Below are 18,862 nucleotides of genomic sequence, written 5' to 3' on the forward strand. Positions count from 1 at the left end.
GACAATGGGCGGGTGACCAGCCCCGACACCCCGGAGACCACCGGCACCGCCGCCGCGACGTCGCGCTCCGGCGGCCCTCGACGCGATGGGTGGGGGGCGCCCGGGCGGCTCGGGACCGCACCACGGCTGCCGTCCCCGCTGCGGGAGGCGGTGGACGAGCGGTTCGCCCGCCGGGGGGTGCGCCTGCTGCTGAAGCGGGACGACCTGATCCACCCCGACCTCGTCGGCAACAAGTGGCGCAAGCTCACGCCGAACCTCGCGGCGGCGGCCGACCGCACCCTGGTCACCTTCGGCGGGGCGTACTCGAACCATCTGCGGGCCACCGCCGCGGCCGGCCGGCTCCTCGGTCTGCCCACCCTCGGCGTGGTCCGCGGCCAGGAGCTGGCCGGCCGTCCCCTCAACCCCTCGCTCGCGCGCTGCGCCGCCGACGGCATGCGCCTGCATTTCGTCGACAGATCGACCTACCGCCGCAAGGCGGAGCCGGAGACCCTGGCGGAGATCCTGCGCGCCACGGGGGCCGAGGACGCGTACGTCGTACCGGAGGGCGGCAGCAACGCGCCGGCGGTGCGCGGCTGCCGGACGCTCGGCGAGGAGCTGCGCGGCCACGGCGTCGACGTGGCCGCGCTCGCCTGCGGCACCGGCGGCACCCTCGCGGGCCTGGCCGCCGGCCTCGCCCCCGACCAGCGCGCCCTCGGCGTCCCGGTCCTCAGGGGCGGCTTTCTCGGCACGGAGACGGAGTCGCTCCAGACCGCCGCGTTCGGCGGCCGGCGCGGCACCTGGTCCCTCGACGACCGCTTCACCTTCGGCGGCTACGCCCGCACCACCCCCGAACTCGACGCCTTCGCCGAGGACTTCGGGCAGCGGCACGGTCTGCCGGTCGAACGTCTCTATGTCGCCAAGATGCTGTACGGACTTGTCGCCCTGGCCGAGGAGCGCGCGTTCCCGCGCGGCACGACGGTCGCGGCGGTGATCACCGGAGCGCCGTTCACCGCCGCCGGGGCGGCGCCTCAGGCCGCCTCGCGATAGGCGGCGGCCTCCTCCAGGTCCAGCCGGCGCAGCAGCGTGCGCAGCATCTCGTCGTCGATGTAGCGCAGGTCGCGCAGCCTGACGAACACCTCGCGCTCGGCGCCGATCATCTCGCGGGAGAGCCGGCGGTAGGTGTCGTCGGCGGTCTCGCCGGTGACCGGGTTGACCGCGCCGAGCCGCTCCCAGACGGCGTTGCGGCGCCGCTCCAGCACCGAGCGCAGCCGCTCGGCGAGCGGCGGGGGCAGGGCGTTGCGCTCGTCGGCGAGGAGGTCGTCGAGGCGCTGCTCGGCGGCCTGGGAGGCCTGTGCCTGCGCGTTGGCCTCGGCGAGCGTCTCGGCCTGGGGGTCGCGGCCCGGCAGCTTCAGCAGCCGGATCAGCGGGGGCAGCGTGAGCCCTTGGACGACGAGGGTGCCGATGACGGTCGTGAAGGTCAGGAAGAGGATCAGGTTACGGCCGGGGAAGGCCTCGCCGCCGTGCATCGTCAGCGGGATGGAGAAGGCGATGGCGAGCGAGACGACGCCCCGCATGCCCGCCCAGCCGATGACGAACGGCGCCTTCCAGGTGGGGTTCTCCTCGCGCTCGCGGATCCGTGACGAGAGGATGCGGGGCAGGAAGGTGGCGGGGTACACCCACACGAACCGGGTCGCGACGACGACGACGAAGAGAGCGATCGCGTACCAGGCGGCGCTCGTCCCCTCGTACGATCCGAGGCCCTTGAGGACGACCGGCAGTTGCAGGCCGATGAGCGCGAACACCGCGGACTCCAGGACGAACGCGACCATCTTCCACACCGCCTCCTCCTGGAGCCGGGTCGCGAAGTCGACCTCCCAGGCGCGGTGACCGAGGTAGAGGGCGACGACGACGACGGCGAGCACGCCGGAGGCGTCCACCCACTCGGCGACTCCGTAGGCGACGAAGGGGATCAGCAGGGAGAGGGTGTTCTGCAGCAGCGCCTCGTTGATGTGGGTGCGCAGCCAGTGGATGGGGATCATCAGGACGAGCCCGACGACCACGCCGCCGACGGCCGCGAGCAGGAACTCGCGGATGCCGCCCGCCCAGGTCGCGCCCTCACCGACGGCGGCGGCGAGCGCCACCTTGTACGCGGTGATCGCGGTCGCGTCGTTCACCAGGGACTCGCCCTGCAGGATCGTGGTGATCCGGGAGGGCAGCCCCACCCGGCGTGCCACCGCGGTCGCGGCCACCGCGTCCGGCGGCGCGACGACCGCGCCCAGCACGAGCGCCGCGGTCAGCGGCAGGCTCGGCACGAGGAGATACGCGGCCCAGCCGACGACGAGCGTCGCGAACAGCACGTACCCCACCGACAACAGCGCCACGGGCCGCATCTGGGCCCTCAGGTCGAGGTACGAGCTGTCGGTCGCCGCCGTGTACAGCAGCGGGGGCAGCAGCAGCGGAAGCACGATGTCGGGGTCGAGTTCGTACGCCGGCACACCGGGGATGTACGACACGGCCAGGGCCACCGCGACGAGCAGCAGGGGCGCCGGGACCGGGGTCCGGCGGGCGGCCCCGGCGACCGCCGCGCTCCCGCCGACCAGCAACAGCAGTGGCAATACGTGCATCGTCTTCCGCCCGCCCTCGTTTTCGCGCGGCATCCCGCACACCCGACGTAACCTGGCAATCATGAAACAGTGCACGCACACCGACGCGCTGCCGCAGCAGGAGCCCGAGCCCAAGAGCGACACGTGCCTGGAGTGCGTGGCCGCGGGCACGCATCCGGTACAGCTTCGGCTGTGCCTGGAGTGCGGGCACCTCTCCTGTTGCGACTCCTCACCCCTGCGGCACGCGACCGAGCACCACAAGGACACGGGACATCCGATCATGCGCACCTTCGAGTCGGGGGAGAGCTGGCGTTGGTGCTTCGTGGACCACGTCCTCGTCTGAGCCGTGCGCGGAGGAGGACCGTGGCCGAAAGCCGGGACGGTTCGACGGTCTGACGCCTGGGTACGTCAACCCGGCGCGCGCTCTTCCGATTTGGGCCCCGCAGACCCCTAGCCACTGTCCGTGCTCGTGGGCTTACTATGAGTGACAGCAAGGGACGGGGTCCCCAGGACAGGAAAGACGGGAGCGCGGTAGCGTCACCGCTGCACGACGTAGCGCGTTAGCCCGGGGGGCGACCCTCGGCCCCCGAGAGAGCTCGAATGAGCTTGTACCACCATGGAGGTGAGGGTGTCCCAGATCGCAGGCGAGCCCGCGACGAAGGACTTCGTGGAAGTCCGGCTGCCGGCCGCGGGTGCCTACCTGTCGGTACTGCGTACGGCCACGGCCGGGCTCGCGGCCCGGTTGGACTTCACCCTCGACGAGATCGAGGATCTGCGCATCGCGGTGGACGAGGCCTGCGCGATCCTGCTGCAGCAGGCCGTGCCCGGTTCCGTCCTCAGTTGTGTCTTCCGGCTCATCGAGGACTCACTGGAGGTCACGGTCTCCGCTCCGACGACCGACGGTCACGCTCCGTCACGGGACACGTTCGCGTGGACCGTGCTGTCGGCTCTCGCCGGCAAGGTCGAATCCACCGTCGCCGAGGACAAGACCGTTTCGATCAGCCTCTACAAACAGCGCGGCGCGGGACCCGGGCCGGCGTGAAGGACGGGGACGGGCCGGTGCGGGACGAAGAGCGCGGCACACGGGAGCCCCCCGCGGAACGCGCCGGCGGCCCCGCCGGGTCGCGGCACACGGGGGACGGCGTCGACGGCATCCCCGAGCAGGCCCGGCAGCATCCGGAGGGCGGTGCCGGCGAGGTGACCAGCGGAGCCGGCGCCGCGCAGTCCGGGGTCTCCCCCGTCCGGGGAGGTTCTCCCGGTCCGCGTGCTGCCGAGGTCATGGGGGAAGAGCCGCGGGCTCGGGGAATGGTGACGGGCGGGACTATGAGCGAGCACGAGCGAGACGCGGAGCAGAGCGTGCAGGGCACGCAGCACGGGCCGAGCGCCCAGCACATCCGGCACGACCCGCAGGACCGCAGCGCGGCCCGGGCGATGTTCGTCGAACTGCGCAAGATGCAGGACGGCAGCGCCGAGTACGCGGAGCTGCGCAACCAACTGGTCCGCATGCATCTGCCGCTCGTGGAGCACCTCGCGCGCCGCTTCCGCAATCGCGGTGAGCCGCTGGACGACCTGACCCAGGTCGCGACGATCGGCCTGATCAAGTCGGTCGACCGCTTCGACCCCGAGCGGGGCGTCGAGTTCTCGACGTACGCGACGCCGACGGTGGTCGGCGAGATCAAGCGTCACTTCCGGGACAAGGGGTGGGCGGTTCGTGTCCCGCGCCGTCTCCAGGAGCTGCGCCTCGCCCTGACCACGGCCACGGCGGAGCTCTCCCAGCTGCACGGCCGCTCCCCCACCGTCCACGAACTGGCCGAGAAACTGGCCATCTCGGAGGAGGAGGTCCTGGAGGGCCTGGAGTCCGCGAACGCGTACTCCACGCTGTCCCTGGACGTCCCCGACACGGACGACGAGTCGCCCGCCGTCGCGGACACCCTCGGCTCGGAGGACGAGGCGCTGGAGGGCGTCGAGTACCGGGAGTCGCTCAAGCCGCTGCTGGAGGATCTTCCGCCGCGGGAGAAGCGGATCCTGCTGCTTCGCTTCTTCGGCAACATGACGCAGTCGCAGATCGCGCAGGAGGTCGGCATCTCGCAGATGCACGTCTCCCGGCTGCTGGCCCGCACCCTGGCCCAGCTGCGGGAGAAGCTCCTCGTCGAGGAGTGAGACCCGCTACTTCTCTTCCCGCACGTCGCCGCCGGGCCCTCGGATACCGAGGGCCCTCGTCGTTGCCGGGTTCACCAGCAGCACCAGGGCGGTCACCGCCACGGCCGCGAGGGCGATGCCTGCGGGGATCGCGACGCTGTCGGCCTGGAGCAGGTTGTAGGCGACGGGCAGCGCCATGACCTGGGTGATGACGGCCGGGCCGCGGCTCCAGCCGCGGCGCAGCAGCAGTCCGCGCGCGGCCAGGAGCGGCAGCAGCGCCAGCACGATGAGGGTGACGCCGCCGGTGACGGCCTGCTGCCGGTCGTCGGGGTCGCCCGTCAGGCCGAGGACGAGGACGTAGACACCGCCCGCCGCGAGGGCGAGCCCCTCCAGCGCGGCCAGTGCCGCCGCGGCGGTCAGCCGCCCGGGGCGCGGTTCGGCGAGGGGGACGTCGGAGGTGGGGTTCTGCTCTCGGCTCACTCCTGAAGAGTAGCCGTCGGTCCCGGACCGCCGAGTGCCCCGGGGCGGGCACTCCCCTTTGCCGGGAGGCCCTGCGGGCGGTGCGCTGTGGCCCGGCTCACGCCCGGGTCTCTTACCGGACCCCTACCTCGGTCTGGGCCGAGTACCACCCAGTAGGTACGCTGCATCGCATGCGTGCACTTCTCGTGGTCAATCCGGCAGCAACCACCACAAGTGCGCGCACGCGCGATGTCCTGATCCATGCGTTGGCCAGCGAGATGAAGCTGGAGGCCGTCACCACCGAGTACCGCGGGCACGCCCGGGACCTCGGCCGGCAGGCCGCCGACAGCGACGAGATAGACCTGGTCGTGGCCCTCGGCGGGGACGGCACGGTCAACGAGGTCGTGAACGGTCTGCTGCACCGGGGCCCCGACCCGGACTCACTGCCCCGCCTCGCCGTGGTCCCCGGCGGCTCCACCAATGTCTTCGCCCGCGCGCTCGGTCTGCCGAACGACGCCGTGGAGGCGACCGGCGCCCTGCTGGACGCCCTGCGCGAGGAGCGGGAACGCACCGTGGGCCTCGGCCTCGCCGCGGGGACTCCCGGCACGGAGGACGAGGCCGTGCCGTCGCGCTGGTTCACGTTCTGCGCCGGGCTCGGCTTCGACGCGGGGGTGGTGGGCCGGGTCGAGCAGCAGCGCGAGCGCGGCCGGCGGTCGACGCACGCGCTGTATGTCCGCCAGGTGATGCGGCAGTTTCTGGACGAACCGCATCGCCGGCACGGGACGATCACACTGGAGCGCCCCGGCGCGGATCCGGTGACCGATCTGGTGCTGTCCATCATCTGCAACACCGCGCCCTGGACGTTTCTCGGCAATCGTCCGGTGTACGCGTCGCCTAAGGCCTCGTTCGATACGGGGCTCGACGTACTCGGCCTCAGTCGCATGTCGACGGCCTCGGTTGCCCGGTATGCCACCCAGTTGCTCACTTCGTCCCCCGAGCGGGGACCCCGCGGGAAGCACGCCGTCTCCCTGCACGACCTGACGGACTTCACCTTGCATTCGAAGGCCCCGCTACCCCTCCAGATGGACGGCGACCACCTCGGACTGCGAACCAGCGTGACGTTCACAGGCGTACGCCGTGCACTGCGTGTGATTGTGTGAGCGGAAGGGCCCAAAGTCCTTTCACTCGAACGTTTAGACCAGGGTCCACCCCATGGAAGTACGGCTGTGACCTAGTCGACACCGAGGAATCAAAAAAAACTTTCCAGAAGGGGTTGTATCCGCCGCCGAGGTTTGCGAGTCTCTATCTGGCGCTCGGGACGGCCCGCAACATCGGCCCCCAGAGCACCGGAACCCCTCCTCAAATCACAGGACCACACCAGTCCGTCTGGTCGTCGGCCCTTCACTTGTTGAGGGATTCGTGAAAGCGTTCACATTCACAAGCAACGTGCATGTAATACCAAGGAGAGGTAGCAGCCATGGACTGGCGTCACAACGCCGTTTGCCGCGAGGAAGACCCCGAGCTCTTCTTCCCCATCGGCAACACCGGTCCTGCGCTGCTGCAGATCGAGGAAGCCAAGGCCGTCTGCCGCCGCTGCCCCGTCATGGAGCAGTGCCTGCAGTGGGCGCTCGAGTCCGGCCAGGACTCCGGCGTCTGGGGTGGCCTCAGCGAGGACGAGCGCCGCGCAATGAAGCGCCGTGCCGCCCGCAACCGAGCTCGTCAGGCCACCGCCTGACGTTCCACCCCGCACGAGCCTGAGCTTGGCGGCGCGTACAGCGTGTACGCATCTCCCGCCCCCGAGCCGCAGCGCGCAGTACCCCGATGCGCTTGATTGCAACGAGCTTTCAGCCCCGGACCACCTGGTGGTCCGGGGCTCATTGCTGTCCGCCGGCCGCTCCCATCCGGTGGGGGTCACGGTGAGTGACCGACCGAGCGGTCGTCGACTGCCGCCATCCGGGGGCCAGTTGTGCGGATCGTGTGCCGATCGGCTACTTGGGTACGCGCACCGGGAGATCCAGGATCACCTGGGTGCCGCGCTCCGGGGCGGCGACCATGTCGAAAGTGCCGCCCAACTCGCCCTCCACCAGCGTTCGTACGATCTGCAGGCCGAGGTTGCCCGAGCGGTGCGGGTCGAAGCCCTCGGGCAGGCCGACCCCGTCGTCCTGGACGGTGACCAGCAGGCGGGCCTCCTTGGCGGTGCCGCCACGGACCGCCGAGACCTCCACGGTGCCCCGGTCGCCCTCGCGGAAGCCGTGCTCCAGCGCGTTCTGGAGGATCTCGGTGAGCACCATGGACAGCGGGGTGGCGACCTCGGCGTCCAGAATGCCGAAGCGTCCGGTGCGCCGGCCGGTGACCTTGCCGGGGGAGATCTCGGCGACCATGGCGAGCACCCGGTCCGCGATCTCGTCGAACTCGACCCGCTCGTCCAGGTTCTGGGAGAGCGTCTCGTGCACGATCGCGATGGAACCGACCCTGCGCACGGCCTCCTCGAGCGCCTCCCGGCCGCTCTCCGAGTCGATACGCCGGGCCTGGAGCCGCAACAGGGCGGCGACCGTCTGGAGGTTGTTCTTCACCCGGTGGTGGATCTCCCGGATGGTGGCGTCCTTGGTGATCAACTCACGCTCGCGGCGGCGCAGTTCGGTGACGTCCCGGAGCAGCACCAGGGAACCGACGCGGGTGCCCTTGGGCTTGAGCGGGATCGCCCGCAGCTGGATCACGCCCTCGGCGCTCTCGATCTCGAACTCGCGGGGTGCCCAGCCGCTGGCGACCTTGGCCAGCGCCTCGTCCACCGGACCCCGGGACGGGGCGAGTTCGGCGGTGGTGGAGCCGAGGTTGTGGCCGACCAGGTCCGCGGCGAGGCCCAGCCGGTGATAGGCGGACAGCGCGTTCGGAGAGGCGTACTGGACGACTCCGTCCGCGTCGACGCGGATCAGTCCGTCGCCGACGCGCGGTGAGGCGTCCATGTCGACCTGCTGGTCGGGGAACGGGAAGGTGCCCGCCGCGATCATCTGGGCGAGGTCGGAGGCGCTCTGCAGATACGTCAGTTCGAGGCGGCTCGGGGTGCGCACGGTGAGCAGGTTGGTGTTGCGGGCGATGACTCCGAGGACGCGGCCCTCGCGTCGCACCGGAATGGACTCGACGCGGACCGGGACCTCCTCGCGCCATTCGGGGTCGCCCTCGCGCACGATCCGGCCCTCGTCGAGCGCCGCGTCCAGCAGGGGCCGGCGACCGCGCGGGACCAGGTGGCCGACCATGTCGTCCTGGTACGAGGTCGGGCCCGTGTTGGGCCGCATCTGGGCGACCGAGACATAGCGGGTGCCGTCGCGCGTGGGGACCCACAGCACGAGGTCGGCGAAGGAGAGGTCGGAGAGCAACTGCCACTCCGAGACCAGCAGGTGCAGCCACTCGAGATCGGAGTCACCGAGGGCGGTGTGCTGGCGTACGAGGTCGTTCATGGAGGGCACGAGTGCGAGCGTACCCGGCGGAACCGTCCGGACCCCGGTCAGCCGCCCGCGGGGGGGCCTCGGCGGATCGTGCGGGGCCCTGGAGACACCCGCGGGCCGCGGCGCCTGGGAGGGACCCTCAACCCTCCCGGCACCGCAGCCCGGAGCAACAACGGCCACGGGGTGTGCGGTCCCGATCGGCCGAAGAGAGGAGCCGGAGCAGTCAGGGCAGAGAGCGCCGGTTCCTCGGTCCGCCTTCCTGTGCGGGGAAGGCGGAGGCTTGTTCAGTTTCTCAAAGCATTGTGGACTAGACCATGGTCCTGCGTCCATGTGTTCGCTGTCCATGCGTCCGCGGATGTTTGTTGTCGTCCGATTCTCAAACACCCGCGAGCATCCATCAGACTAGCCCGCTTCGGTTCGTGAACGGGCGGGATCGGCGGATGCCGCGACCGGACGGGGCGGCGGCGCCCGGTCGACGGCGCGGTCGCCGCGACGAACATGGAGGGCGACGGCCGGGTGGCGCTCTGCTAGATTGGTCTATACCACACGTGTCCCCCTTCGGGTTCCAGTTGAGTCCCCTCTCCAGATCGGCAGGCCCAGCGTGGAAGTTGTCATCGTCCCGGACGCCAAGGCGGGCGGCGAGCTGATCGCCGAGGCCATGGCGGAGCTGCTCAGGCGCAAGCCCGACGCCCTGCTCGGCGTGGCCACCGGCTCGACGCCGCTGCCCATCTACGAGGCGCTGGCGGCCACCGTGCGGTCCGGTGCCGTGGACGCCTCGGGCGCGCGCGTCGCGCAGCTCGACGAGTACGTGGGGCTGCCGGCCGAGCACCCCGAGTCCTACCGTTCCGTCCTGCGCCGTGAGGTGCTGGAACCGCTGGGTCTCGGCATGGACGCGTTCATGGGTCCGGACGGCACCGCGGCGGACGTCCAGGCGGCCTGCGAGGCGTACGACGCGGCGCTCGCCGCCGACGGCGGGGTCGATCTGCAGATCCTGGGCATCGGCACGGACGGGCACATCGGGTTCAACGAACCGTGCTCCTCGCTCGCCTCGCGCACCCGTATCAAGACGCTGACCGAGCAGACCCGGGTGGACAACGCGCGGTTCTTCGAGGGCGACATCGAGCAGGTCCCGCACCACGTGATCACCCAGGGCATCGGCACGATCCTGGAGGCGCGCCACCTCGTGCTGCTCGCCACCGGTGAGGGCAAGGCGGACGCCGTGGCGGCGACGGTCGAGGGGCCGGTCGCGGCGATCTGCCCGGCCTCCGCGCTGCAGCTGCACCCGCACGCGACGGTCGTGGTCGACGAGGCCGCCGCGTCCAAGCTGAAGCTCGCGGACTACTTCCGCGCCACCTTCGCCGCGAAGCCGGACTGGCAGGGCATCTAGAGCCTGACGGTCCGCGGACGTACACGTGCCGGTGCCCGGCCTCCCCTGGGGAGGCCGGGCACCGGCACGTGTGGCCCGAGGGCCCGCGCGGCTACTCCCCCGCGATGACCTCGGCCGCCGCCCGGCCGCAGACCCGTGCGGCGCCGTGGGTGGCGATGTACAGGGCGCCACGGGGCGTCGACTGGGGAACGCCCATCTCGACGACAACGCTGTCCGGGCGGGCAGCGAGGAGCGTGTCGAGGGCGGCCGTCATCCAGGGGTGCCGGTGCTCGTCCCGGACCACGGCGACGACCGGGCGGCTCCCGGCAGCGGCGAGCGCCGAGGAGCCGGCGTCCTCGCCGGTGAAGCTGCCGGTCTCGGTGCCGGGGAGCAGCCGGGCCAGTTCGGCGGCGACGCCCCAGGGCGTCTCGTCACCGACGGCGATGTTCGCGACCGGGGTGAGGGAGGCGACGTAGGGCGCCTCGGTGAGCGGCGTGAACGCCCCGGAGTGGGTCACGGTGAGCGCGCGGCGGGCGGCGACCAGACCGACGTCCACGGCGCTGCCGGAGCCCGCCGGGCCACCCGCGGAGCTCGTACCGAGCGTGACGGCCGGGGTGCCCGAGCCGTTCGACGCGTTCGAACCGTTTGAGCCATTCGTGTGGGACCGGGAGACCGCGGCGGCCGCGGCCGTCCACTCGGCGAGCGCCCGTACCCGGTTCGCCGCGTCCGCGAGTCGTTCCTCGGCCAGCTCGCCGGCGCGGACCGCGGAGACCAGGGCGTCCCGGAGGCGGCGCACGGTGTCGTCGTCGGCGAGCCCGCCGCCGACGCAGATGGCGTCGGCGCCGGCCGCGATGGCCAGCACGCTGCCCCGCTCGATGCCGTACGTCCCGGCGATGGCCTGCATCTCCATGCCGTCGGTGACGATGAGGCCCTGGTAGCCGAGTTCCTCGCGCAGCAGGCCGGTGAGGATGCGGCCGGAGAGGGTGGCCGGGCGGTCCGGGTCCAGGGCCGGGACCAGGATGTGGGCGCTCATCACGGCACGGCTGCCCGCGGCGATCGCGGCCCGGAACGGGGCGAGTTCGCGCGACTGGAGGACCGCGAGGTCCGCGTCGATGCGGGGCAGCGCGTGGTGGGAGTCGACGGCGGTGTCGCCGTGGCCCGGGAAGTGCTTGGTGCAGGCGGCGACGCCGGCGGCCTGGAGGCCGGTGACGTAGGCGGCCGTGTGCCGGGCCACCAGGTCGGTGTCGGCACCGAAGGACCGTACGCCGATGACCGGGTTGGAGGGGTTGGAGTTCACGTCGGCGGAGGGCGCCCAGTTGAGGTTCACCCCGCACGCGGCCAGCCGGCGGCCGAGTTCGAGGGCGACAGCCTCGGTGAGCGCCACGTCGTCGACGGCGCCCAGCGCGTGGTTGCCGGGGAACGACGAACCGGTGCGCACCTCCAGGCGGGTGACGTCGCCGCCCTCTTCGTCGATGGCGACCAGGACGTCGTCGCGCTCCGCGCGCAACTGGGCCGTCAGGGCGGCCAGTTGATCGGGGGTGGCGATGTTGCGGCCGAACAGGCCGACGGAGGCGAGACCTTCACCGAGGCGGCGGAGCAGCCAGTCCGGAGCCGTGGTTCCGGTGAAGCCGGGCTGGAGGACGGTGAGGGCGTCGCGCGTCAGGCCGTCCTTGGGATGGGACTCGGTGGTCCCACTGGCGAATGTCGTCATCGGGGGGCGTTATCCCTTCACGGCGCCAGCGGTCAGACCCGCGGCCATCTTGCGCTGGACGAGGAGGAACAGGACGACGATCGGCACGGCCATCATGGTGGATCCGGCCATCATCGGGGCGTACTCGGTGCCGTGCTTGGTGGTGAAGTTACCGAGCCAGACGGTGGCGGTCTGGTTCTTCTGGCTCATCAGCATCAGGGCGTAGAGGTATTCGTTCCATGCCTGGATGAACGCGTAGACGGACGTGGCCACCATGCCCGGGGCCAGCAGCGGGAAGACCACGCGCATGAAGGCGCCGGTGCGGCTGCACCCGTCGACCATCGCGGCCTCCTCCAGCTCCTTCGGGATGTTGACGATGAAGCCGCGCAGCGTCCACACCGTGAAGGGGAGGATGAAGGTCAGGTAGGTGATGATCAGGCCGGACAGCTTGTCGTACTGATCGAGGTCGTTCAGCAGCAGGAAGACCGGGATGATCATGGCGACCAGCGGGACCATCTGGACCGCGAGGATGCCGACGATCACGACCTTGCGGCCGCGGAAGGCGAAGCGGGAGATGGCCAGGGCGGCCAGCATGCCCACGATGATCCCGACCACGACCACCGAGACGGACACGATGAGGCTGCGGCCGACCGGGCCCCAGAAGTCGGCGATGTCCAGCGCGCGGCGGAAGTTGTCGAGCGTGAGGCCCGTGGGGAACAGGCTCGGATCGGCGTCGATGGCGTCCTTGGCCGGCTTGAAGGCCGTGTTGAACATCCAGTAGACCGGGAAGCCCGCGGTGAGGAAGACGAGCAGGCCGAGCAGGTTCCAGCCGAGCTTGGACTTGCGGGGTCCGGAGGACTTCCGCCCCGCGGCGGACGGACGCCCGGGCGTGGCGACGGCGCTCATTCGACCTCTCCGATCTTCAGCATCTGACGCATGTACACGGCGACCACTCCCAGCAGGAGCAGCACGGTCAGCAGGGCGATCGCCGATCCCTGCGCGTAGTCGTTGACGACGAAGGCGCGGTCGTACGAGTACGTGGTGAGGAGTTGGAACTCGGCCTCGGGGTGGCCGCCGCGCATCACGAAGACCTGCGGGAAGACGCCCATGTCCCAGATGACGGAGAGGGTCGTGAGCATCACGATGATCGGCTTGAGGATCGGCAGCGTGACGTAGCGGAAGACACCCCAGGCGCCGGCTCCGTCGAGCCGTGCGGCCTCCTCCAGTTCCGCGGGCACCTGGGTGAGTCCGGCGCTGAGCGTGATGACGACGAACGGCACGGCGCCCCAGACGACCAGGAGCATGATCACGGCCAGGCCCTGCGGTCCGCTGGCGAACCAGTTGTGGCCGATCATGTCGATGCCGGGGAGCTTGCTGAGCAGCGCGTTGAAGATGCCGTAGTCGGAGTCGAAGAGCCACTTGAAGACCGTGGTGGCGACGATGATGGGCATGCCCCAGCTCGCCACCAGCACGATGTTGATGAGCGTCTTCACCCAGCCGGAGACCCGCTGGAGGAGGAGGGCGATCAGCATGCCGGCGACCATCGTGAAGATGACGGAGCCGCCCGCGAAGATGATCGTCCGGACGACGACCGCCCAGAACTCGCTGTCGCCGAGCACGTTGCTGAAGTTGTCGAAGCCGACGGACTCGGCCGGCTGGAAGCCCCAGAGCTGGGACTGTCCGAACTTCTGGAACGAGAGGGTGACCAGGCGGACCAGCGGGTAGCCGAGGACCAGCGCGAGGATCAGCAGGCAGGGGGCGAGCAGGGCCCAGGGTGTCGCCGGCCCGCCCGAGGTGCGCCGCTTGCGCGGTGCCGTGGGGGCGGCCGGTGGCGGCGGCGCCTGCCGCGGTGGCGGCAGCTTGGCGGGGGTGGTCGTGTCTGCGGCACTCATCGCGCGCTCCTCAGCGGTCCCTCAGGTCGTACGAAAGCGAAGGCCCGCACGGCCGGGCCCACGGGGCGTGCCCCCGGGCCGGGCCGTACGGCAGGCAGGGCCCCGCCCCTCCGTGACGGAGGACCGACGGGGCCCTGCACTCAGGTCACTTGGTGTTGATGACCTTGTCGATCTTGGCGTCCGCTTCCTTCGCGGCGTCCGCGACCGACTTCTTGCCGGTACCGATGCTCTGCAGCATGGTCTGCAGGACCTGGGCCTTCTCGACCTGGCCCCAGCCCGGCGCCATCGGGACGAACCAGCTGGACTCGGCCGCGGTGGCCGGGACGACCGTCGCCGGGTCGTTCTTCAGGGTGGCGAGGTCGGTCTTGTTGTTGGGCAGGTTGCCCTTGCCCATCAGACCCTTCTGGCCCTTGGCGCCGGTGAACGCGTTGATCCACTCGGCGGCGACGGCCTGCGCCTTCGACTTCACCGGGACGGCGAGGTCGGAGCCGCCCAGGAAGACCGGGAGGTTCTTGCCGGACGGGCCGGGCATCACGAAGTTCTCGAGGTTGCCCTTGAGCTTGCCGGTGGTGTCGGTCTTCGGGTCCTCGGCGGTCGCGCCCTCCCAGGCGGCACCGAAGATCATGCCGGACTTGGCCTGGCCGTAGACCGTGTAGCGGTCGGACTCGTCCTTGGTCTTGTCACCGTGCATGTACTTGTCGATGACGTTCTTGAACTCGGTGAGGCCCTTCTGGGACTCGGGAGAGGAGAGGTTGGCCTTCCACTGGCCGCCCTCGTCCTTCGCGATGGAGCCGCCGGCGTCGTAGACGAAGGACATGGCCGCGTACCAGTCACGGGTGGGCTGGTACCAGGCGCTGAACTTCTTGCCCTCCTTCTTCTGGATCTTGTCCAGGTCGGAGGTGAGTTCGGCGTACGTCTTCGGCGGGGTCTTCACACCGGCCGAAGCGGCGATGTCCTTGCGCCAGTTGCCGACACGGCCACCGGCGTAGTACGGCACGCCGTAGGTCTTGCCGTCGTAGGTGACGGAGGCCTTGAGGCCGTCCAGCCAGGTGGCCGAGTTCTCGAACTTCGACGCGTCGAGGGGAGCGAAGGCGCCCTTGACCATGTAGCCGAGCATCTCGGTGTTGCCCATCTCGACCACGTCCGGCGCCTTGTCGGTGGCGAGGACCGCGTCGAGCTTGGTGTTCTTGTCCGGCCAGCCGTAGTACTCGTGGTTGATCTTGATGCCGGGGTGCTTCGCCTTGATCGCCGCGTCGGCGGCCTTGACCAGCTCGGGCCAGTTGTTCTGCGCGTCGACCGTGAGCCAGACCGTCAGGGCCTTGGTGTCGCCGGCGTTGTCCGACCCCCCGGACTTGTCGTCACTGTCCCCGCACGCCGCGATGGAGAACATCATGCCCGCGATACCGATCGCGGCTATCAGCTTGCGCTTCACGCCACCCTCCTCAGGGATGCCACAAACCCCCCTGCTCCCCGCGGTGACATACGACGTCGTGACCGCCCGTGGGGCCGGGACTGGACCAATGGTGTAGACCAGTACGGGGAGCTTGGCCTAGACCTAGGGGGGTGTCAAGGGTGTGTAAGCCCGTCCAGTCGGCCGTTATGGGACCTACATATGCAAGGACCTTTAAGTAGGTAAGCGGCATAAATGGCGGGGGTGTTCGGGAACCCCCGGAAGACGGCCGCCGAACCACCGGCACACCCCGGGTGACCCGCCCCTATGTCCCCCGGAAGCCGCACCACGGGCCCCATGCGCACCGTCGCGTACACGATCACGTCCGCGCGATGGACTAGACCAACAGGAACGCCGACGGTATATAGAGGGGATCACGGAGCGTGCGGGGGGACACTCGCACGACAAGCCGTGCCACGATGTGAGCCGTGACCGACGGAACGTCGGTCGCTTCGGCATCCGGAGCCGGGAAGGCGGAGCATGAGCACCGACGTCAGCAGTGCGGAGAACGAGGGTGGGGCGCCCATCCGTACCGCGCGCGTGCCCAAGTACTACCGGCTCAAGAAACACCTGCTGGACATGACGGAGACCCTTCCGCCCGGGACACCGGTACCGCCCGAGCGCACGCTCGCCGCGGAGTTCGACACCTCGCGCACCACCGTGCGGCAGGCGCTTCAGGAGCTGGTCGTCGAGGGCCGCCTCGAACGCATCCAGGGCAAGGGCACCTTCGTCGCCAAGCCCAAGGTCTCCCAGGCGCTCCAACTCACCTCGTACACCGAGGACATGCGCGCCCAGGGACTCGAACCCACTTCGCAGCTCCTGGACATCGGCTACATCACCGCGGACGAGACGCTCGCCGGTCTGCTCGACATCTCGGCCGGCGGCCGGGTGCTGCGCATCGAGCGGCTGCGCCTCGCGAGCGGCGAACCGATGGCGATCGAGACGACCCATCTCTCCGCCAAGCGCTTCCCCGCGCTGCGCCGCTCGCTCGTCAAGTACACCTCTCTCTACACCGCGCTCGCCGAGGTCTACGACGTCCATCTCGCCGAGGCCGAGGAGACCATCGAGACCTCGCTGGCCACTCCGCGCGAGGCCGGACTGCTCGGCACCGATGTCGGGCTGCCGATGCTGATGCTCTCCCGCCACTCGCTCGACAAGGTGGGCGAGCCGGTGGAATGGGTGCGGTCGGTGTACCGCGGCGACCGGTACAAGTTCGTCGCCCGCCTCAAGCGCCCGACGGACTGAGCGAGTCGGGACGGCGCGCCGCCGCCCGCCCGGTCCGCGGGGCGACCGCTCCCCGCGGTCCCGCCTCTCCTGAGGGCGTCGTCCGGCACGCACACCAAGCCTCCACACCAGCGCTCCGAGCAGGGGTTCCCTAAAGCTGAACCGTCGCCTAGATTGCCTGCGCGTTACACAGGTGATCGCGAGGGGACGGAGCCGCCGTATGTCAGACCTGCCCGAAGTGAAACCACCGGTGGTGACACCGGTCCGCGTGGTGATCGCGCTCTGCCTCGTCGCGCCCTTCGTGGCGATGCTGTGGGTCGGTTCCTATGCCAAGACCGATCCGACCTTCATCGGCATCCCGTTCTTCTACTGGTACCAGATGCTGTGGGTGCTCCTCTCGACGGTGCTGACGGTGACCGCGCACCAGCTCTGGCGGCGTGACCAGCGGGCCCGCGCGGCCAAGGGAGGTGGAGCATGAACGACGGTGTGAACGGCGTCGCCCTCGGCGTCTTCATCTTCTTCTTCCTGGCCGTCACGGCCATGGGCTTCCTGGCCGCGCGCTGGCGCAAGGCCGACAACGAACACAGCCTCGACGAATGGGGCCTGGGCGGACGGTCGTTCGGCACCTGGGTCACCTGGTTCCTGCTCGGCGGCGACCTCTACACGGCGTACACCTTCGTCGCCGTCCCCGCGGCGATCTACGCGGCGGGCGCGGCCGGCTTCTTCGCCGTGCCCTACACGATCCTCGTGTACCCGCTGATCTTCACGTTCCTGCCGCGCCTGTGGTCGGTCTCCCACAAGCACGGCTATGTGACCACCTCGGACTTCGTGCGGGGCCGGTTCGGCTCCAAGAGCCTGTCGCTGGCCGTGGCCGTCACCGGCATCCTCGCGACCATGCCGTACATCGCGCTCCAACTGGTCGGCATCCAGGCCGTCCTCGACGTGATGGGCGTGGGCGGCGGCGAGAACACCAACTGGTTCGTCAAGGACCTGCCGCTGCTCATCGCCTTCGGCGTGCTGGCCGCGTACACCTACTCCTCGGGTCTGCGGGCCCCCGCGCTGATCGCGTTCGTGAAGGACACCCTGATCTACATCGTGATCGCGGTGGCCATCATCTACATCCCGATCAAGCTCGGCGGCTTCGACGAGATCTTCAAGGCGGCGGGCGAGAAGTACACGGCGGCCGGGGCCGGCGGGGTCGTCCCGCCCGCGGCGGGCCAGTGGACCTACGCCACGCTCGCGCTGGGCTCGGCGCTGGCGCTGTTCATGTATCCGCACTCCATCACCGCGACGCTGTCCAGCCGCAGCCGCGAGGTGATCCGCCGCAACACGACCATCCTCCCCCTCTACTCGCTGATGCTGGGCCTGCTCGCCCTGCTCGGGTTCATGGCCATCGCGGCCGGCGTGAAGGTGCAGAACGGCCAGCTCGCCATCCCCCAGCTCTTCGAGACCATGTTCCCGGACTGGTTCGCGGGCGTGGCCTTCGCCGCCATCGGCATCGGGGCGCTGGTCCCGGCGGCCATCATGTCGATCGCGGCGGCGAACCTCTTCACCCGCAACATCTACAAGGACTTCATCAAGCCGGACGCGACACCGAAGGAGGAGACCCGGGTCTCCAAGATCGTCTCGCTCCTCGTGAAGGTGGGCGCGCTGGTCTTCGTCCTGACGATGGACAAGACCGTCGCGATCAACTTCCAGCTGCTGGGCGGCATCTGGATCCTCCAGACCTTCCCCGCGCTGGTCGGCGGCCTGTTCACCCGCTGGTTCCACCGCTGGGCGCTGCTGGGCGGCTGGGCGGTCGGCATGGTCTACGGGACGCTCGCCGCCTACGGGGTGGCCTCGCCGACCCAGAAGCACTTCGGCGGCAGCTCCAAGGAGATCCCCGGCATCGGGGAGATCGGCTACATCGGCCTCACGGCGTTCGTGATGAACGTGGTCGTCTCCGTCGTCCTCACCTTCGTCCTGCGGGCGCTCAAGGCGCCGGACGGCATCGACGAGACCTCTCCCGAGGACTACACCGTCGACGCGGGCGACCGCGGGGTGGAGACGGAGCTTCCGCCGGCCACGGCGGGCGCGAGCCACTAGGACACGCCCCGGGAACGGGGCGGCACGCGACGCACGGGCACGGGCCGCCGGAGACGACATCCGGCGGCCCGTCGCCGTGCCCGGGCGGGCCCGCCCGGAGGGGCGCGGGCAGCCGGGTGGACATGACCCGCCGGACGCGCGACCGCCGAGGACGACGGCGCGGGAGGCGCGATCCGGCGCCCGGCGGCATCCGGCCGCTCACCTACGAGTTGACGCTCCGCCACACTCCGTAGCGCTCTCCGACACCAGCGCGACACAACATGTGGGGGCGCTCCCTGGGGTCGGCACAAGATGTATGCTCATGCTCGCTGTCGTCGCAGGGGAATCCGGTGCGAATCCGGAACTGTCCCGCAACGGTGTACTTGTGCGTGTTCGTGTATTGGACGTGCCCGCACGCGTCTCAGTCCGAGGACCTGCCGACAGCGCGCCCCGGCCACCCGGCCCGGGTGCCGACGACGTCCGGGCCTCGCGGAATGGGCCGGTGGACGCGGTGCGCTGGCTGCCCAGAAGCGCTTCCGTGTGCCCCCGTGCT

The 18,862-nt window shown here is 70.3% G+C and carries 17 protein-coding genes and 1 riboswitch; of the genes, 10 read left to right on the top strand and 7 right to left on the bottom strand.

Annotated elements, in window-relative coordinates; genetic code table 11:
* The first annotated feature begins 126 nt into the window (after positions 1-126).
* Positions 127-1,026 (top strand): pyridoxal-phosphate dependent enzyme, encoded by a 900-nt coding sequence (locus ABZT74_RS11700; RefSeq protein WP_356434457.1) that lies wholly within the window; start codon positions 127-129, stop codon positions 1,024-1,026.
* Here ABZT74_RS11700 and ABZT74_RS11705 read toward each other — a convergent pair.
* Positions 1,008-2,603 (bottom strand): Na+/H+ antiporter, encoded by a 1,596-nt coding sequence (locus tag ABZT74_RS11705; RefSeq protein WP_356166559.1) that lies wholly within the window; start codon positions 2,601-2,603, stop codon positions 1,008-1,010. The genes ABZT74_RS11700 and ABZT74_RS11705 overlap by 19 nt on opposite strands.
* A gap of 61 nt (positions 2,604-2,664) precedes the next feature.
* Between ABZT74_RS11705 and ABZT74_RS11710 the strand changes: the two genes are divergently transcribed.
* The 3 genes from ABZT74_RS11710 to ABZT74_RS11720 all read left to right on the top strand — a co-directional run bounded on the left by ABZT74_RS11710 (position 2,665) and on the right by ABZT74_RS11720 (position 4,742).
* Entirely contained in the window at positions 2,665-2,925 is a 261-nt protein-coding gene (locus ABZT74_RS11710) for a UBP-type zinc finger domain-containing protein (RefSeq protein ID WP_356434289.1), read from the top strand.
* Positions 2,926-3,210: 285 nt separating this feature from the next.
* The gene (locus ABZT74_RS11715; protein ID WP_081221804.1) at positions 3,211-3,624 is read left to right on the top strand and encodes an anti-sigma regulatory factor; all 414 of its coding nucleotides are present in this window, start codon (positions 3,211-3,213) and stop codon (positions 3,622-3,624) included.
* Positions 3,621-4,742 carry an RNA polymerase sigma factor SigF gene (locus tag ABZT74_RS11720; RefSeq protein ID WP_356166558.1) on the top strand — a complete coding sequence of 374 codons (1,122 nt, stop codon included), beginning with the start codon at positions 3,621-3,623 and terminating at the stop codon, positions 4,740-4,742. The genes ABZT74_RS11715 and ABZT74_RS11720 overlap by 4 nt, the downstream gene beginning before the upstream one ends.
* Positions 4,743-4,748: 6 nt before the next feature.
* On the opposite strand, the gene ABZT74_RS11725 is transcribed toward ABZT74_RS11720, so the two are convergent.
* Positions 4,749-5,201, bottom strand: coding sequence for a hypothetical protein (locus tag ABZT74_RS11725; RefSeq protein WP_356166555.1), 453 nt, complete (start codon positions 5,199-5,201; stop codon positions 4,749-4,751).
* A 170-nt stretch (positions 5,202-5,371) separates the two neighbouring features.
* Here ABZT74_RS11725 and ABZT74_RS11730 point away from each other — a divergent pair, with 170 nt between their 5' ends.
* Positions 5,372-6,340, top strand: a complete 969-nt coding sequence (locus tag ABZT74_RS11730; protein WP_355882798.1) for a diacylglycerol kinase family protein — start codon at positions 5,372-5,374, stop codon at positions 6,338-6,340.
* 317 nt (positions 6,341-6,657) lie between these two features.
* Positions 6,658-6,915 (top strand): WhiB family transcriptional regulator, encoded by a 258-nt coding sequence (locus tag ABZT74_RS11735; protein ID WP_006380970.1) that lies wholly within the window; start codon positions 6,658-6,660, stop codon positions 6,913-6,915.
* A gap of 253 nt (positions 6,916-7,168) precedes the next feature.
* On the opposite strand, the gene ABZT74_RS11740 is transcribed toward ABZT74_RS11735, so the two are convergent.
* Positions 7,169-8,635: a PAS domain-containing sensor histidine kinase gene (locus tag ABZT74_RS11740; RefSeq protein WP_355882812.1), complete on the bottom strand. Its 1,467-nt coding sequence runs from the start codon at positions 8,633-8,635 to the stop codon at positions 7,169-7,171.
* Between the two features lie 589 nt (positions 8,636-9,224).
* Between ABZT74_RS11740 and nagB the strand changes: the two genes are divergently transcribed.
* Positions 9,225-10,010, top strand: a complete 786-nt coding sequence (nagB, locus tag ABZT74_RS11745; RefSeq protein WP_356434292.1) for a glucosamine-6-phosphate deaminase — start codon at positions 9,225-9,227, stop codon at positions 10,008-10,010.
* A gap of 91 nt (positions 10,011-10,101) precedes the next feature.
* Here nagB and ABZT74_RS11750 read toward each other — a convergent pair whose 3' ends face one another.
* The 4 genes from ABZT74_RS11750 to ABZT74_RS11765 form a co-directional block, all read right to left on the bottom strand.
* Entirely contained in the window at positions 10,102-11,700 is a 1,599-nt protein-coding gene (locus ABZT74_RS11750) for a glycoside hydrolase family 3 N-terminal domain-containing protein (protein WP_356434295.1), read from the bottom strand.
* Positions 11,701-11,709: 9 nt separating this feature from the next.
* Positions 11,710-12,585 carry a carbohydrate ABC transporter permease gene (locus ABZT74_RS11755; protein WP_355864700.1) on the bottom strand — a complete coding sequence of 292 codons (876 nt, stop codon included), beginning with the start codon at positions 12,583-12,585 and terminating at the stop codon, positions 11,710-11,712.
* Positions 12,582-13,571: a sugar ABC transporter permease gene (locus ABZT74_RS11760; protein ID WP_356434298.1), complete on the bottom strand. Its 990-nt coding sequence runs from the start codon at positions 13,569-13,571 to the stop codon at positions 12,582-12,584. The genes ABZT74_RS11755 and ABZT74_RS11760 overlap by 4 nt, the downstream gene beginning before the upstream one ends.
* 145 nt (positions 13,572-13,716) lie before the next feature.
* Positions 13,717-15,003 (bottom strand): extracellular solute-binding protein, encoded by a 1,287-nt coding sequence (locus tag ABZT74_RS11765; RefSeq protein ID WP_355864706.1) that lies wholly within the window; start codon positions 15,001-15,003, stop codon positions 13,717-13,719.
* 498 nt (positions 15,004-15,501) lie between these two features.
* Between ABZT74_RS11765 and ABZT74_RS11770 the strand changes: the two genes are divergently transcribed.
* The 3 genes from ABZT74_RS11770 (at position 15,502) to mctP (ending at position 18,330) form a co-directional block, all read left to right on the top strand.
* A complete protein-coding gene (locus ABZT74_RS11770) occupies positions 15,502-16,266 on the top strand; it encodes a GntR family transcriptional regulator (RefSeq protein ID WP_355864709.1) in 765 nt (254 codons plus the stop codon).
* A 199-nt stretch (positions 16,267-16,465) separates the two neighbouring features.
* On the top strand, positions 16,466-16,723 hold the full coding sequence (locus ABZT74_RS11775; RefSeq protein ID WP_356434301.1) for a DUF3311 domain-containing protein: 258 nt from the start codon (positions 16,466-16,468) through the stop codon (positions 16,721-16,723).
* Positions 16,720-18,330, top strand: a complete 1,611-nt coding sequence (gene mctP / locus ABZT74_RS11780; protein WP_355864713.1) for a monocarboxylate uptake permease MctP — start codon at positions 16,720-16,722, stop codon at positions 18,328-18,330. The genes ABZT74_RS11775 and mctP overlap by 4 nt, the downstream gene beginning before the upstream one ends.
* Before the next feature lie 265 nt (positions 18,331-18,595).
* Positions 18,596-18,766: riboswitch (cobalamin riboswitch) on the top strand.
* Positions 18,767-18,862: the final 96 nt, after the last annotated feature.

Origin of the sequence: Streptomyces sp. NPDC005302, assembly GCF_040607345.1 — a bacterium.
In the GTDB taxonomy this organism is placed as follows: domain Bacteria; phylum Actinomycetota; class Actinomycetes; order Streptomycetales; family Streptomycetaceae; genus Streptomyces.

Coding starts and splice junctions, on each gene's coding strand:
- mctP (WP_355864713.1), top strand. CDS start 16,720: ATGAACGACGGTGTGAACGGCGTCGCCCTCGGCGTCTTCATCTTCTTC.
- ABZT74_RS11750 (WP_356434295.1), bottom strand. CDS start 11,700: ATGACGACATTCGCCAGTGGGACCACCGAGTCCCATCCCAAGGACGGC.
- ABZT74_RS11770 (WP_355864709.1), top strand. CDS start 15,502: ATGAGCACCGACGTCAGCAGTGCGGAGAACGAGGGTGGGGCGCCCATC.
- ABZT74_RS11760 (WP_356434298.1), bottom strand. CDS start 13,571: ATGAGTGCCGCAGACACGACCACCCCCGCCAAGCTGCCGCCACCGCGG.
- ABZT74_RS11775 (WP_356434301.1), top strand. CDS start 16,466: ATGTCAGACCTGCCCGAAGTGAAACCACCGGTGGTGACACCGGTCCGC.
- ABZT74_RS11735 (WP_006380970.1), top strand. CDS start 6,658: ATGGACTGGCGTCACAACGCCGTTTGCCGCGAGGAAGACCCCGAGCTC.
- ABZT74_RS11730 (WP_355882798.1), top strand. CDS start 5,372: ATGCGTGCACTTCTCGTGGTCAATCCGGCAGCAACCACCACAAGTGCG.
- ABZT74_RS11705 (WP_356166559.1), bottom strand. CDS start 2,603: ATGCACGTATTGCCACTGCTGTTGCTGGTCGGCGGGAGCGCGGCGGTC.
- ABZT74_RS11710 (WP_356434289.1), top strand. CDS start 2,665: ATGAAACAGTGCACGCACACCGACGCGCTGCCGCAGCAGGAGCCCGAG.
- ABZT74_RS11740 (WP_355882812.1), bottom strand. CDS start 8,635: ATGAACGACCTCGTACGCCAGCACACCGCCCTCGGTGACTCCGATCTC.
- ABZT74_RS11755 (WP_355864700.1), bottom strand. CDS start 12,585: ATGAGCGCCGTCGCCACGCCCGGGCGTCCGTCCGCCGCGGGGCGGAAG.